Source organism: Streptomyces sp. NPDC058683, assembly GCF_042716195.1.
Classification (GTDB): domain Bacteria; phylum Actinomycetota; class Actinomycetes; order Streptomycetales; family Streptomycetaceae; genus Streptomyces.
Map to the genome: position 1 here is coordinate 114,989 of NZ_JBHXSK010000037.1, position 15,575 is coordinate 130,563.

The 15,575-nt window shown below is 71.5% G+C and carries 10 protein-coding genes; 9 read left to right on the forward strand and 1 reads right to left on the reverse strand.

From position 1 onward, the window contains the following. The first annotated feature begins 52 nt into the window (after positions 1-52). The 4 genes from ACFWXC_RS34860 (at position 53) to obgE (ending at position 6,726) form a co-directional block, all read left to right on the forward strand. Positions 53-4,258, forward strand: a complete 4,206-nt coding sequence (locus ACFWXC_RS34860; RefSeq protein ID WP_384484981.1) for an Rne/Rng family ribonuclease — start codon at positions 53-55, stop codon at positions 4,256-4,258. A 302-nt stretch (positions 4,259-4,560) separates the two neighbouring features. Beyond that, entirely contained in the window at positions 4,561-4,881 is a 321-nt protein-coding gene (rplU, locus tag ACFWXC_RS34865; protein ID WP_030217740.1) for a 50S ribosomal protein L21, read from the forward strand. Positions 4,882-4,895: 14 nt separating this feature from the next. Then, a complete protein-coding gene (rpmA, locus tag ACFWXC_RS34870; protein WP_020940020.1) occupies positions 4,896-5,150 on the forward strand; it encodes a 50S ribosomal protein L27 in 255 nt (84 codons plus the stop codon). Positions 5,151-5,283: 133 nt separating this feature from the next. After that, positions 5,284-6,726, forward strand: coding sequence for a GTPase ObgE (gene obgE, locus ACFWXC_RS34875; RefSeq protein WP_384484984.1), 1,443 nt, complete (start codon positions 5,284-5,286; stop codon positions 6,724-6,726). 86 nt (positions 6,727-6,812) lie between these two features. Here the strand turns inward: obgE and ACFWXC_RS34880 are convergent, their stop codons facing one another. Next, positions 6,813-7,265: an NAD(P)H-binding protein gene (locus tag ACFWXC_RS34880; RefSeq protein ID WP_384484986.1), complete on the reverse strand. Its 453-nt coding sequence runs from the start codon at positions 7,263-7,265 to the stop codon at positions 6,813-6,815. 151 nt (positions 7,266-7,416) lie between these two features. Here ACFWXC_RS34880 and ACFWXC_RS34885 point away from each other — a divergent pair, with 151 nt between their 5' ends. From ACFWXC_RS34885 to ACFWXC_RS34905, 5 genes are all read left to right on the forward strand, one after another. Beyond that, a complete protein-coding gene (locus ACFWXC_RS34885) occupies positions 7,417-8,367 on the forward strand; it encodes a LysR family transcriptional regulator (protein ID WP_384485002.1) in 951 nt (316 codons plus the stop codon). A 174-nt stretch (positions 8,368-8,541) separates the two neighbouring features. Next, positions 8,542-10,092 (forward strand): alkaline phosphatase D family protein, encoded by a 1,551-nt coding sequence (locus ACFWXC_RS34890; protein WP_384484988.1) that lies wholly within the window; start codon positions 8,542-8,544, stop codon positions 10,090-10,092. 149 nt (positions 10,093-10,241) lie between these two features. Continuing rightward, complete coding sequence (locus ACFWXC_RS34895; RefSeq protein WP_384484990.1) at positions 10,242-11,474, forward strand: hypothetical protein; 1,233 nt, start codon at positions 10,242-10,244, stop codon at positions 11,472-11,474. Between the two features lie 290 nt (positions 11,475-11,764). Further along, the gene (locus ACFWXC_RS34900; RefSeq protein WP_384484992.1) at positions 11,765-13,264 is read left to right on the forward strand and encodes a D-ribitol-5-phosphate cytidylyltransferase; all 1,500 of its coding nucleotides are present in this window, start codon (positions 11,765-11,767) and stop codon (positions 13,262-13,264) included. A gap of 183 nt (positions 13,265-13,447) precedes the next feature. Continuing rightward, on the forward strand, positions 13,448-15,535 hold the full coding sequence (locus ACFWXC_RS34905) for a hypothetical protein (RefSeq protein ID WP_384485004.1): 2,088 nt from the start codon (positions 13,448-13,450) through the stop codon (positions 15,533-15,535). The last annotated feature ends 40 nt before the right edge of the window (positions 15,536-15,575 follow it).

A 15,575-nucleotide genomic window follows, 5' to 3' on the forward strand; every position in this document is an offset into this window, starting at 1 on the left:
ACGACGCCGGACCAGGCGCGGCGCCCGGGAGCCTGACGGGAGAACCGCCCGCATGCTGGAACCGACCGAGCCCATCGAGGGCTCCGAACCCAACACCCCGAGCGACACCCTGCCGCCGCGCAGGCGTCGCCGTGCCGCGTCCCGCCCCGCGGGACCGCCTGCCGCCAACGCGGCGGGCGAGGCCGTGGCCGAGATCACCACGCCGGCCATACCGGCCGCCGAGTCGTTCCCCTCCGAGCCCGCAGAGGCCGACGAGGAGACGGCACAGACCCTGGAGACGGCCGAGGCCGCCGCGGTCGCCGAGGAGGCCGTGCCCGCCGCGCGTACCCGCCGCCGGGCCACCCGCCGGGCGTCCGCGCCCACCGGTTCCCCGACGGGGGCCGAGGCCGTCGAGACGGCCGAGACCGTGCTTCCCGCGACCGCCGGCGAGCCCGTCGAGCCCGTCGAGGCCACGCCCGTGGCCGAGGCCGAGGACGCCGTACAGAGCGACGAGGAGGCCGCGCCGCGCCGGACACGCCGGCGTGCCACGCGTCGCGTCTCCACGCCCACCGAGGCGGCCGAGCAGGAAGCGGCTGTCGAGGCCTCCGCGGTTTCCGAGACCCCTGAGGTCACCGAGACTGCTGAGGTCACCGAGGCCGCTCCGGCTGCCGAAGCCGCCGAAGCCACCGAGGAGACCGTGCCCGCTCCGCGTACCCGCCGCCGGGCCACCCGCCGGGCGTCCGCGCCCACCGGCACCCCGGTGACCGCCGAGACCACCGAAGCCGTCGAGGCTGTCGACGAGTCCGTGCCCGCCGTCGGGACCGCGGAAGCCGTCGAGAACACCGAGGGCACCGAGGGCACCCCCGCCCCCGAGGCGGAGCCCACCGCGCCCGCGCCGCGTGCCCGCCGCCGTGCCACCCGCCGGGTCGCCGCGCCCGCCGGTGCGCCCGAGGCCGTCGCCGAGGCCCCCGCCGCGGCTCAGCCGCAGTCCGTCGAGGCCCCGGCCGTCACCTCCACCACCGAGGCCCCCGCCGTCGAGGAGCCCGGGACCGAGTCCCCGCGGCGTCGGCGCCGCGTCGTACGGCAGGCCGCCATCGGGTTCTCCGAGCCCGCCGCCGCGGCCACGCCCGCCGAGGACGAGTCGCAGCGCCGGCCCGCCCGGCCCGCCGTCGCCGTGTTCCAGGCGCCGGTGTTCACCGAGCCGAAGTTCCAGACCCCGGAGCGGGCCGCCGCCGAAGCGGCCGCCGTGGCCGCCGTGACGGAGGAGCCCGAGGAACCCGCCCCGTACCAGCCGGAGCCGGCCGAGCAGGTTGAGCAGGCCGAACAGGCCGAGCAGGCCGAGACCGGTTCGCGCCGCCGGCGCCGGCGCCGGGGTGCCGCCGAGGAGACCCCGGTCGCCCGGCCCGCCGCCGAGGACGAGGCCGAGGAGCCGGAGGAGAGCGCCGAGACCGCCGAGGACACCGAGGACGCCGCCGACGGTGAGGACGAGGCCGAGGAGGCCGGTTCCCGCCGCCGTCGCCGCCGCGGTGGCCGTCGTCGCCGCCGTGGTGACGCCGGTGACGGTGACGCCGACGGCGACGGCGACGAGCTGGCCGCCGAGCAGGCCGAGCAGGACGCCGAGGACACCGCCGAGCAGGAGGAAGAGGACGACGAGGACGCCCACGGCGAGGCCGGCGGCTCCTCCTCCAGCAGCCGTCGCCGCCGTCGCCGCCGGCGTCGCACCGGGGACAGCTCCGCCGACGCCGAGCCCGGCGACGGCGACCCGGAGCGCACGGTCGTCAAGGTCCGCGAGCCCCGCAAGCCGTCCGAGCCGTCCGACGAGGTGCAGTCCATCAAGGGCTCCACGCGTCTGGAGGCCAAGAAGCAGCGCCGCCGCGAAGGCCGCGAGCAGGGCCGCCGGCGCGTCCCGATCATCACCGAGGCCGAGTTCCTCGCCCGCCGCGAGGCCGTCGAGCGCGTGATGGTCGTCCGCCAGTACGGCGACCGCACCCAGATCGGCGTCCTGGAGGACGGCGTGCTCGTCGAGCACTACGTCAACAAGGAGCAGGCCACCTCCTACGTCGGCAACGTCTACCTGGGCAAGGTCCAGAACGTGCTGCCGTCCATGGAGGCCGCCTTCATCGACATCGGCAAGGGCCGCAACGCCGTCCTGTACGCCGGTGAGGTCAACTTCGAGGCGCTCGGCATGGCCAACGGGCCGCGCCGCATCGAGGCCGCCCTCAAGTCCGGCCAGTCCGTGCTCGTCCAGGTGACGAAGGACCCGATCGGCCACAAGGGCGCCCGTCTGACCAGCCAGGTCTCCCTCCCGGGCCGCTACCTCGTGTACGTCCCCGAGGGCTCGATGACCGGCATCAGCCGCAAGCTGCCCGACACCGAGCGGGCCCGGCTGAAGACCATCCTCAAGAAGATCGTCCCCGAGGACGCGGGCGTCATCGTGCGCACCGCCGCCGAGGGCGCGAGCGAGGACGAGCTGCGCCGCGACGTCGAACGGCTCCAGTCGCAGTGGGAGGAGATCCAGAAGAAGTCGAAGAACGGCGGCAGCTCGAACGCACCGACGCTGCTGTACGGCGAGCCGGACATGACCGTCCGGGTCGTCCGCGACATCTTCAACGAGGACTTCTCCAAGGTCGTCGTCAGCGGTGACGAGGCCTGGGAGACCGTCCACGGCTACGTCTCGCACGTCGCCCCCGACCTCGCGGGCCGGCTGTCGAAGTGGACCTCCGAGGTCGACGTCTTCGCCACCTACCGGATCGACGAGCAGCTCGCCAAGGCCCTGGACCGCAAGGTCTGGCTGCCCAGCGGCGGCTCGCTGGTGATCGACCGGACCGAGGCGATGGTCGTCATCGACGTCAACACCGGCAAGTTCACCGGCCAGGGCGGCAACCTGGAGGAGACGGTCACCAGGAACAACCTGGAGGCGGCCGAGGAGATCGTCCGCCAGCTGCGGCTGCGCGACCTCGGCGGCATCATCGTCATCGACTTCATCGACATGGTCCTGGAGTCCAACCGGGACCTGGTGCTGCGCCGCCTGCTCGAATGCCTCGGGCGGGACCGTACGAAGCACCAGGTGGCCGAGGTGACCTCGCTGGGGCTCGTCCAGATGACCCGCAAGCGCGTCGGGCAGGGCCTGCTGGAGTCCTTCTCCGAGACCTGCGTGCACTGCAACGGCCGCGGCGTCATCGTCCACATGGAGCAGCCCACCTCCGGCGGTGGCGGCGGCAAGCGCAAGAAGCGCGGGCGCGGCGGCGACGGGCACGAGCACGACCATGACGTGCACGAGACGCACGAGGCCGCGGCCGACGGGGCCGTCGAGCACGCCGAGGCCGTGCACGCGGTCGAGACGGCGGCGGAGGTCGCGGCCGAGGCCGCCACGCCCGTCGCACTGCCCGCCCCCGAATTCGCGCCGGACGAGGAGCTGTACAGCAGCGTCGCCGAGGCGGAGGCCGCGGCCGGCCGCGGCCGCAGCCGCCGCCGGGCGAGCCGCCGGGCCTCGGCTCCGGCCGGTGCGCCCAGGGAGCGCGTGGGCCGCAACCGGGGCGCGGAGGCCGAGACGCCGGCCGACCGTGCCGTACCCGTCGCCGCGGAGGCGGAGCGTGAGGTGCTGCCGGAGCCGGTCGCCGAGGCGCACGCCGAGCCGGTCGCCGTGGAGGACGTGGTCGTCCCGGCCCCCGAGGCCCCTGCCGCCGAGGAGGCCGTGTCCAAGGGCCGTACCCGTCGCCGGGCCACCCGGAAGGTGTCGGCGCCCGCCGGCTCCCCGGCAGGGTCCGAGACGGCCGCCGTGGTGACCGTCGTCGCCGAGACCGCCCCGGCGGCCGAAGCGGTGACCGAGCCCGTGGCGGAGCCGGTCGTGGCACCCGCGGCGGAGCCCGAGGCGGCCGCGCCCGCCGAGAGCGCCGCCCCGGCCCGTCCGCGCCGCCGTGCGGTCCGCAAGGCCACCGCGCCGACCGCGTCGGAGGAGGCGGCCGTCGTGGTCGTACCGTCGACGGAGACCGCCGAGCAGCCGGAGGCTCCCGTTGCCGGGGCGCCGGTCGCGGACGAGACCGCCGAGGAGGGCGTCGAGGAGGGCGTCGAGGAGGCCGCTCCGGCCAAGAAGACGGCCCGTAAGACGGCTGCCAAGAAGACCGCCGCGAAGAAGACGGCCGCGAAGAAGACCGCGGCCAAGAAGACGGCGGCGAAGAAGACGACGGCCAAGAAGGCGGCCAAGACCGCCAAGACGGCCGCCGCCAAGTCGACGGCGAAGAAGACCACCACGGTCGCCACCGCCTCCGACGAGGGCTGACGCCCAGGTGCGGGACCGGTCCGGGTGACCGGTCCCGCACCCGCGGGGCCCGCTCCGAGCGGCCGGTCCCGCACTCCGTAGGGCCGGATCCGAGTGACCGGCCCCACACCCCCCGGGGCCCGGTTTGACCCCCTCGGCCACCGCCCCGTAACCTTGACCGTCGGCGTGTCCATGGATATGAGGACGTGCCACATCCCCGTAAACCTCTTCCTCCGGAGCACACGGTGTTCCGGAGAGGCCGCCCGCGTGCCGGACGGCTGGACTGCGGGGGTGCCGGTTCCGAGCGAGAGAGTGAGATCCGCGTGTACGCCATCGTGCGCAGCGGTGGTCGCCAGCACAAGGTTGCTGTCGGCGACATCGTTGAGGTTGACAAGATTTCCACTGCCAAGGTTGGCGACACGGTCGAGCTCTCGACCCTGCTCGTTGTCGACGGCGAGGCCGTGACCAGCGACCCGTGGGTGCTGGCCGGCATCAAGGTCCAGGCCGAGGTCGTGGACCACCACAAGGGCCAGAAGATCGACATTCTGCGCTACAAGAACAAGACCGGTTACCGCCGTCGCCAGGGCCACCGCCAGCAGTACACGGCGATCAAGGTCACTGAGATCCCCGCGGCTGCGAAGTAAGGGACTGAGGAGAGATGGCACACAAGAAGGGCGCATCGTCCACCCGTAACGGTCGTGACTCCAACGCTCAGCGCCTCGGCGTGAAGCGCTTCGGCGGTCAGGTCGTCAACGCGGGCGAGATCCTGGTCCGCCAGCGCGGCACCCACTTCCACCCCGGCGCCGGCGTCGGCCGCGGCGGCGACGACACGCTGTTCGCGCTGCAGCCGGGTGCGGTGGAGTTCGGCACCCACCGTGGCCGCAAGGTCGTGAACATCGTTCCGGTCGCCTGAAGCATCAGGTAACTGATTCAGGTAACTGATCGGAAAGCTTTTCGCGAGGCGGACCTCACTTCCCTGCGGGGAAGCGGGTCCGCCTTTCGCGTGTTGACCTAGTAATACCCGTACGTAACTGGAGGCACATCCCATGACCACCTTCGTGGACCGCGTCGAGCTGCACGTCGCCGCGGGTAACGGAGGCCACGGCTGTGCCTCCGTACACCGGGAGAAGTTCAAGCCGCTCGGCGGCCCCGACGGCGGCAACGGCGGCCGTGGCGGCGACGTCATCCTGACCGTCGACCAGTCCGTGACGACCCTCCTCGACTACCACCACTCCCCGCACCGCAAGGCCACCAACGGCAAGCCCGGTGAGGGCGGCAACCGGGCCGGCAAGGACGGCCAGGACCTCGTCCTGCCGGTGCCCGACGGCACCGTCGTACTGGACGGGGCGGGCAACGTCCTCGCCGACCTCGTCGGCCACGGCACCTCCTACATCGCCGCCCAGGGCGGCCGCGGCGGCCTCGGCAACGCGGCCCTCGCCAGCGCCCGCCGCAAGGCCCCCGGCTTCGCCCTGCTCGGCGTGCCCGGCGACCTCCGGGACATCGTCCTGGAGCTGAAGACCGTCGCCGACGTGGCCCTGGTGGGCTACCCCAGCGCCGGCAAGTCCTCGCTGATCTCGGTGCTGTCGGCCGCCAAGCCGAAGATCGCCGACTACCCGTTCACCACCCTGGTCCCCAACCTCGGTGTGGTGACGGCCGGTTCGACCGTCTACACCATCGCCGACGTCCCCGGACTCATCCCCGGCGCCAGCCAGGGCAAGGGCCTCGGCCTGGAGTTCCTGCGGCACGTCGAGCGGTGCAGCGTCCTCGTGCACGTCCTGGACACCGCCACCCTGGAGTCCGACCGCGACCCCGTCTCCGACCTCGACATCATCGAGGAGGAGCTCAGGCAGTACGGCGGCCTCGACAACCGGCCCCGGATCGTCGTCCTCAACAAGACCGACGTCCCCGACGGCAAGGACCTCGCCGAACTGGTCCGCCCCGACCTGGAGGCCCGCGGCTACCGCGTCTACGAGGTGTCGGCCGTCGCCCACCTCGGCCTGCGCGAGCTGTCGTTCGCGCTCGGCGAGCTGGTCGCCCAGTCCCGCGCCGCCAAGCCCAAGGAGGAGGCGACCCGGATCGTCATCCGGCCCAAGGCCGTGGACGACGCCGGCTTCACCGTCGCCCAGGAGGAGGACGGCCTCTTCCGGGTGCGCGGCGAGAAGCCCGAACGCTGGGTCCGGCAGACCGACTTCACCAACGACGAGGCCGTCGGCTACCTCGCCGACCGCCTCAACCGCCTCGGCGTGGAGCAGTCGCTGATGAAGGCGGGCGCCCGCAGCGGCGACGGCGTCGCCATCGGCCCCGAGGACAACGCCGTCGTCTTCGACTGGGAGCCGACCATGATGTCCGGCGCCGAGATGCTCGGCCGCCGCGGCGAGGACCACCGCTTCGAGGAACCGCGCCCCGCCGCGCAGCGCCGCCGCGACCGCGAGGCCGAGCGCGACGAGTCGCTGCGCGCGTACGGCGACTTCGACCCGTTCGAGGAGTGACGGGGGAGGGGGCGGCGGCCCGGGCTCAGGCCCGGGTGGCTGGGCTGGGCGGCTGCGGGTGCTAAGCCCTGTGGGTGCTCAGCCCGTCACGGCCGGCCTGAGGACCTCCTCGCACCACTGCCGGAACGTCGTCGGCGTCGTCGGCCCGGCGGTGCGCGGCTCGGCGTTGTCCAGGCCCCTGTTCTTCGCCTCGAACATGTCGACCAGCCCCTGCGCCATCCCCTCGCTCTCACCGGCTCGGAGTTCAAGGAGCGCATGAAGTCGACATAGGCGGCGTCGGTGCCCGGCGCGTCCCCGTCGTCCGGCGCCAGCCAGAAGACGGCCTCGGCGTCCGCACAGGCCCGCTCGACCACGGCCTCGTCACCGTGCGAACCCTCGACGATCTCGGCCCCCTCCCGGACCCCGGGGGCGAGCCGCGAGGCGTCCCGGGTGACCAGACGCGGTTTCTCCCCACGGGCGAGCAGGTCGTCGACGACCAGACGGCCGATGGTGCTGGTGGGTGCGGTGATGACGTACACGTACATGCCTTTCGTCGTCATGGAGCGCGGCGAGATCCAGCGGGGCCGGTCCGCCGACCCCGGTCTCACCGGCGACAACCACTCTCCGCGGCACACCGCCCCGAGGCCATGCAAAGATGAGCAGCGAATCCTTGCCACAGACGCAAAGACGCAGCTCAGGAGGGTGGTTTTGATCGATCTCAACCTGCTGCGCGTCCTGGACGCCCTGCTCCAGGAGAACAGCGTGACGCGGGCCGCCGAGCGGCTCGGCACGTCACCCGCGGCGGTCAGCCGTACCCTCGCCCGGCTGCGCCGAGCCGTCGGCGACCCGCTGCTGGTGCGCGCCGGACAGGGCCTGGTCCCCACCCCGCGCGCCCTCGAACTCCGCGACCAGGTGACCGAGTTGCTGCGCGGCTGCGACGACGTCCTGCGGCCGGGCGCCGGCTTCGACCCCGTCCACCTCCAGCGCACCTTCACCGTGCAGACCACCGAACTGCTCCTCGTGGGCCTGGCCGGCACCCTCACCGACCACGTCCACGCCGAGGCCCCGCACGTGGACGTCGTCTTCGTGCCGGAGGCACTGGAGGGCGGGCCCGCGCTGCGGCAGGGCCTGGTCGACGTCGAACTGGGCGTCCTCGGCCACCTGGACCCCGAGATCCGCACCCGCCGGCTCACCCGCAAGACCCTGGTCGGCGTCGCCCGCGCCGGACACCCGCTCCTCCAGGGCCGGATCACCGCCCGCCGGTTCGCCGCCGCCGGTCACATCGGCATCTCCCGGCACGGAAGACGCCTCGGCCCCATCGACCGCGCCCTCGACGGACTCGGCCTCCAGCGCCGTATCGCCGTCGTCGTCCCCAGCCACACCAGCGCGATGATGCTCGCCCGCACCACCGACCTCGTCGCACTCACCGTCGCCGACTGGCTCGACGACACCATCGAGGCGCTGGGCCTGCGCACCTTCCCGATCCCGCTCGACCTGGCACCCCTCGACTTCGGCATGGCCTGGCACCCGCGCAACTCGGCCGACCCGGGCCACCGCTGGTTCCGCGACCGGCTGGCGGCGGCGGTCACGGAACCCGCGGACGCCGCTCCCACGGTCACCGCTCCCGCGGAGGCCGCCCCGTCCGCCGGCCGGAGCGGCTGAGCCGTCGTCAAGTACGGGGCTTCAGTGGTCTGTTCCTCTGACGTCGGAGGACGCCGGTTGTCTGCCTAGTTGTCATGCGCACGAATGCTCTCGTTCAGCGCACGGACCGTCCGACCGTGGGAGCTTCCGAAGGTCAGACCGTTCAAGAGGCCACTGTGGCAAGGGAGTCCGCGCATGACCGGAGCACCATCGCCCGACCGACGCCGCTTTCTGACCGCCGGTGCCGCCGTCCTCGGTGCCGCCGCCTCCGCCCAGCTCTGGCTGCCCGCCTCCGCCCAGGCGGCCGACACCCCGCTGCCCGACGGCGTGTTCAGCCTCGGTGTCGCCTCCGGCGACCCGCTCCCCGACGGCATCGTGCTCTGGACCCGACTCGCCCCGGACCCCCTCCACGGCGGCGGCATGCCCGACGCTGTCGTCCCCGTCGCCTGGGAGATCGCCGAGGACGAGCGCTTCCGCAAGGTCGCCCGCCGGGGCACCGCCCACGCCCGGCCCGAGTACGGGCACAGCGTTCACGTGGATGTACGAGGACTGCACCCGGGCCGCACCTACTGGTACCGCTTCCGCGCCGGCGGCCGGATCTCCCCGACGGGCCGCACCCGCACCGCACCCCACCCGCACGCCAGGGGCGGTTCCCTGCGCGTGGCCCTGGCCTCCTGCCAGAACTGGCAGCACGGCTACTTCACCCCGTACGCCGACATGCTCGCCCAGGACCCCGACGTCGTCCTCTTCGTCGGCGACTACATCTACGAGTCCACGCCGTCCTCGGCCGGCCCCCGCCGCCACGAGGGCACCGGGGAGCCGTACACCCTGGCCCAGTACCGCAACCGCTACGCCCAGTACCGCAGCGACCCCGACCTCGCCGCGATGCACGCGAACGCGCCCTGGGTGGTCACCTTCGACGACCACGAGGTCGACAACGACTGGGCCGGCCAGGTCCCGCAGGACCCCGACAAGCAGTCCCACGACGCGTTCGTCGCCCGGCAGACCGCCGCCTTCCAGGCCTACTACGAGCACATGCCGGTCCGGGCCACCGCGATCCCGGACGGACCGCACATCCAGATGTACCGCCGTCTGGAGTTCGGCCGGCTGGCCCGGCTCAACGTCCTCGACACCCGGCAGTTCCGCAGCGACCAGGTCACCAGCCAGGCGGCCGCCCAGGACCCCTCCCTCACCATGCTCGGCGCCGGGCAGAAGCAGTGGCTCCTCGACGGACTGCACGGCTCACCGGCCCGCTGGAACCTGATCGCCTCGCAGATCATGATGGCCGAGACCGACATCCTGCCCGGCGACGGAAAGCTCTGGTACTACGACGCCTGGGACGGCTACCAGGTCGAGCGCAACGCCCTGCTGGACGAGTTCGCCTCGATCCGCAACCCCGTCGTGCTCAGCGGCGACCGGCACCTCACCATGATCAGCGACCTGAAGCAGGACTTCGCCGACCCGTCGTCGGACGTGGTCGGCGCCGAGTTCGTCGGCACCTCCATCTCCAGCAACGGCGACCAGGACCAGGCCGCCTTCCACGCCCAGTTCGACCCGCTCAAGCCCGACAACCCGCACTGGAAGGTCATCGACGCCCACCGCGGCTACCACCTCTTCGACATCCGCCGCGACGGCATCGACGCGCGCGTGCGGGTCGTCGACACCGTCGTCAAGCCGCAGGCCACCGCGAGCACCTTCGCGACCCTGCGCGTCGAGGCGGACGAACCCGGCGTAAAGGTCGTGTGACGAGCGATTAGCGATGAGTGACGGGCGACGCGCGAAGGGTGAGCCGGGCGCGCCGACAGTGAAGTCTGTGTGACAGGAGCCTGGGACTCATCTGTGTCCCAGGCTTCTCTCAGGTGAACCTAAGGTAAACGTCTTACCTTCCGTTAACCATGGAGACGGACTGTACGAGAAGCGAAGCCCCGGTGGACAACGCCCCCATAGGCCCCACGAGCCCCACCGGACCCCTTGCCGCCCTGCCCGCCGGCACCCGCCTGCTGCACATCGGCCCGCACAAGACCGGCACCACGGCCATTCAGGGCGCCCTCTTCGCCGCGAAGGGCAAGCTGCCCGAGCACGGTGTGGAGTTCCCGGCGACCAGCCGGCACCCCATGGAGGCCGCCCTCGCCGCCTGCGCCCGGCCCGCGATGATCGGCGACACCGTGCCCACCGAGAAGCACTGGACACGGCTGCTCAAGCAGGTCGAGGCCACCGGATCCCGGACCTCGGTGATCAGCAGCGAGTTCTTTGCCGACGCCCCCGACGACGAGACCGTCGCCCGCATCGTCGAGCAGCTCGGCGGCGACCGCGTCCACGTCCTCGTCACCCTGCGCCCGATCGCCCGGATCATGCCCTCGCAGTGGCAGCAGTACGTGCAGAACGGGCTGCGCATGGGGTACGAGGAGTGGCTGGACCACATGCTGCGCAAGGCCCCTTACGAGAAGCCCAACCCCAGCTTCTGGCGCCGGCACCGGCACGACCGGCTCGTCGAACGCTGGATCCGCGCGGTCGGCGCCGACCGGATCACCGTCGTCGTGGCCGACGACCGGGACCGCGACAGCCTGATGCGCACCTTCGAAGCGCTGCTCGGACTGCCCGAAAACCTCCTGCGGCCCGTCCCGGACGCGGCGAACCGCTCCCTCACCCTCGCCGAGACCGAAATGCTGCGAAAGCTCAACGTGGAATTCCGCGGCAATGGACTGCCCGACGAGCTCTATTCCAAGCTCGTCCGCAACGGCGCCGTCATGCATATGAAGAACACGTGCAGCCCCACCGCCGAGGACGTGAAGATCGCCACCCCCGACTGGGCCGTCGAGGCCGCCGGCCACATCGGCGCCGAGATGGTGGAACGCATCGACGCCATGGGCGTCCGCGTCATCGGCGACGCGTCCCTGCTCTCCACCATTCCCAAGCAGCGCGAACCGGCCACCGGCCCGGCCGCCGCCGAGGCCCGCATCGCACCAGAGGTCGCAGCCCATGCCTTGTACGGCGCACTCGCCGCGGCGGCCGCGGCACCGGTGCGGCACACCGCCGAGGCGAAGGCCCGTACGGTGCACCAGACGTCGTCGAAGGAACTCGTACGGGTACTGGGGCACCGATGCCTGAAGAGGCTGCGACGGCGCTGAGCCGGTCCTGCGCGTGGACGGCTTAGCTGTGCTAAGCCGTCCACACGGCACGGCTTAGTCCTGCTGAGACGTGCCAGGTGTCACGCACAGCAATCGGAATGCCCTGTGTAGTTACTCACAGCAAATTCACGGAACTTCCCCGGACGTCCGGCGGGCGACGCCCATCACCAGGGATGCAAGGTGAATGAAAGGTTGCGCGCACATATGCAGCGGGCGGCACTCACCTTGCACTGCGGTTACCGGAAGTGGGACCATTTCGAGGTTCCCTGATGCCCCAAGGTAGGTCACCTGTGTCCCAGCACATAGCCAAGCCCCGAACCACCGCAGTCATCCTGGCCGGTGGCACCGGCCAGCGGGTGGGTCTGTCGATCCCCAAGCAGTTGCTGAAGATCGCCGGCAAGGCAGTCATCGAGCACACCCTGACCACCTTCGAGAAGGCCGGCTCGATCGACGACATCATCGTGCTGATGGCGCCGGGCTATGTGGCGGACGTCGAGAAGATCGTCGCCAAGGCCGGGTTCACAAAGGTCAAGAAGATCATCGAGGGTGGCAACACGCGGAACGAGACCACCGAGCGCGCCATCGAGGCGCTCGGCGAGGGCCTGGCCGACGGCGAGGACCTCAAGGTCCTCTTCCACGACGCCGTACGCCCCCTGCTGTCGCAGCGCGTCATCGACGACTGCGTGGCCGCCCTGGAGCGCTACCAGGCCGTCGACGTCGCCATCCCGTCCGCCGACACCATCATCGTCACGCGGACGCACGGTGAGGACGGCGAGTTCATCACCGAGATCCCGGACCGCTCCCGGCTGCGCCGCGGCCAGACCCCGCAGGCGTTCAAGCTGTCCACGATCAAGCGGGCCTACGAGGTCGCCGACGGCGACCCCAACTTCCAGGCCACCGACGACTGCTCCGTCGTCCTCAAGTACCTGCCGGACGTCCCGATCCACGTGGTCGCCGGCGACGAGTACAACATGAAGGTCACTCAGCCCGTCGACGTCTTCATCGCCGACAAGCTCTTCCAGCTCGGCTCCACGGCCGCGCCCGAGCAGAAGGACGAGGACGCCTACCGCGAACTGCTCACCGGCAAGACCGCGGTGATCTTCGGCGGTTCCTACGGCATCGGCAAGGACATCGCCGAACTCGCCGAGTCCTACGGCGCCAACGTCTACGCGCTGGGCCGCTCCACCACCGGCACCCACGTGGAGAACCCGGAGGAGGTCGACGACGCGCTGTCCAAGGCGTACGCGGAGACCGGCCGGATCGACTACGTCGTCAACACGGCGGGCGTGCTGCGCATCGGCAAGCTCGCCGAGACCGACAACGCCACCATCGAGGAGGCGCTGAAGGTCAACTACCTGGCCCCGGTGCAGATCGCCCGCTCCAGCTACAAGTACCTCGCCGAGACCAACGGCCAGCTGCTGCTCTACACCTCCAGCAGCTACACCCGCGGCCGCGCCGAGTACAGCCTCTACTCCTCGACCAAGGCCGCCATGGTGAACCTCACCCAGGCCCTGTCCGACGAGTGGGCCGGCGACGCCATCCGCGTCAACTGCGTCAACCCCGAGCGCACCGCCACCCCGATGCGCACCAAGGCGTTCGGCCAGGAGCCGACGGGCTCGCTGCTCTCCTCCGAGGCCGTCGCCCGCACCTCCCTCGACGTGCTGCTGTCCGAACTCACCGGCCATGTCATCGACGTCCGCCAGCAGGACCCGACGGCCGCCGCAGGCCTGGCCACCGGCTTCGAGCAGGCGCTGGCCAGTGTCCTGGACCGACAGGACGGCGTGGCATAATCAACATCCATTAGTCATGTGTAATTCAGGCCTCTGTGGCTGCGCGTTCGCGGAGCAATCACAGGGGCCTGAACCGTAAAAACTCCCGATCGACAACCTCCCAGATCGTCCGCAAGGTCAAATTCCGGCCTTTTTGTCAGCAAAAGGTTCTCCGTGATATCCACCGCTATTCGCGTCGCCCGGGTGGGCAGCGCGGCCGAGCTGGCCGCGGCGGCACTCATGATGCTGGGCTTCCCCGTGCTCATGATCGCCGCGCTCGTCCCGAGCGTTTACGCCTTCGCGGCCGCGGCCGCCGTCACGTACCTGGCGGACCACTACCTGCACCGCAAGGGCAGTTACCTCATCAACCGCCTGAGCAAGGTCCGGGCCGGTCTGTCGATCCGCTTCCTGATCCGGCAGCTGCTGCTGATCCTGCTGCTGGCCCGGATGTCCCTGTCGAACGACCTGATCTTCTACGGCGCGATCGCCTGCTTCATCGCCTTCTACGGCCTGCAGGCCCCGCACGGCGCACTGGTCACCCTGATCCGCAACCGCCGCCGGATGCCGGTCGCCACCCGCAACGTCGACCTGAAGTCCCGCATCCGCATCCCGGACGCCCCGCCGCGCGGCCTGCTCGACCGCTCCGCCGAGAAGATGCTCCACCTCGACCTCGCGGCCGTCGTGGGCCTGCTGGTCTCGGCGATGACGGACAACGCCGTCGCCGGCTTCGTCGGCATCGGGATCACCCTCGCCCTGGGCTGCGGATACGTACTGGTGCTGATGCCGTACGTGCGCGGCCGCAAGACCCCGCCGAACGCGGACACCGTGCTGGCCGCCGTCGACGACTGGCTGGGCCGCTACAAGCCCGAGACCGTGCTGTACTTCTCCGGCTCCAAGGACTCCGCCTACCAGGTCAACATGTGGCTGGAGACCATGGAACAGCTGGACTCCCGCCCGCTGGTCCTGCTGCGCGAGCGGGTCATCCTGCAGAACCTCGCCCCGACCACCGCCCCCGTCATCTGTGTGCCCGGCGGTGTGCACCTGATGAACCTGGACCTCTCCACGGTCCGTGTCGCCCTCTACGCGGCCAACGTCGGCAAGAACATCCACCTGCTGCGCGTCCCCACCATGAAGCACGTCTTCATCGGCCACGGCGACAGCGACAAGCTGGCCAGCGTCAACCCGTTCAGCAAGGTCTACGACGAGGTGTGGACCGCCGGCCGCGCGGGCCGCGACCGCTACGCCATCGCCGACGTCGGCGTCCGCGACGACGACATCGTCGAGGTCGGCCGCCCGCAGCTGGCCCCCATCCAGAACCGGCCGGGCGTCCCCGCCGCCGAGGAACGCTGCCCCACCGTCCTCTACGCGCCCACCTGGGAGGGCTGGGACGGCAACCCCGGCAACACCTCCCTCGTGCTCGCCGGCGAGAATATCGTGAAGAAGCTGGTCAAGGCCGACCCGCCGGTCCGCGTCCTCTATAAGCCGCACCCCTTCACCGGCACCGTCAGCGCCGAGGCCGGCGCCGCCCACCGGCGCGTCATCGCCCTCGTCGAGAAGGCCGCCGCACAGCGGGCCGCCGACCCCCGTTTCACCGCCGAGTCGGCCGCCCAGACGGCGGCACGGACCGAGCTGACCCGTATCGAGACCCGCCTGGCCGAGCTGACCGGCACCGGCGGCGAGAAGCGCGACGAGGCCGAGGCCAGCCGGGACGACGTCGTCGACCTGAAGAAGCACGAGGAGATCGCCCGGCTGCGCGCCGAGTGGAACGACGCCCACTGGCGTTCCTTCCCCGACCACGAGCACCGGGTCGTCACCGGCGCCGAACCGCGCCTGTACGACTGCTTCAACGTCTCCGACGCGATGGTCTCCGACATTTCCAGCGTCGTCTCCGACTTCATCGCGAGCGGCAAGCCGTACGCCGTCACCGACTCCGCCGAAGTCGGCCTGGAGGAGTTCAAGCGGGCGAACACCGCCGTACGCGCCGCCGTGATCCTCTCCAACAGCGCCAAGGAACTGGACGCCCTGCTGGACGCCGTCCGCGATCCGTCGGCCGATCCGCTGGCCGTGGACCGGGACGAGCTCAAGCGGTACCTGCTGGGACCGGACGAGCCGACCTCCATCGAGCAGTTCAACGCCGCGGTGGCCGCGCTCGCCCGCAAGGCCGAGGTCCGCAACCTGGGCCAGGAAGCCCGGATCGCGGCCGGCGACCCCGAGGCGGCCGAACTCGCCGAGGTGCTGCCCGGAGACCCGCTGAAGGCCGCCGGCGAGGCCGAGGGCACCATCGCCGGCTGACCGCTCGCACCCACAACGCCGAGGGGGCTCGGTCCCGGTA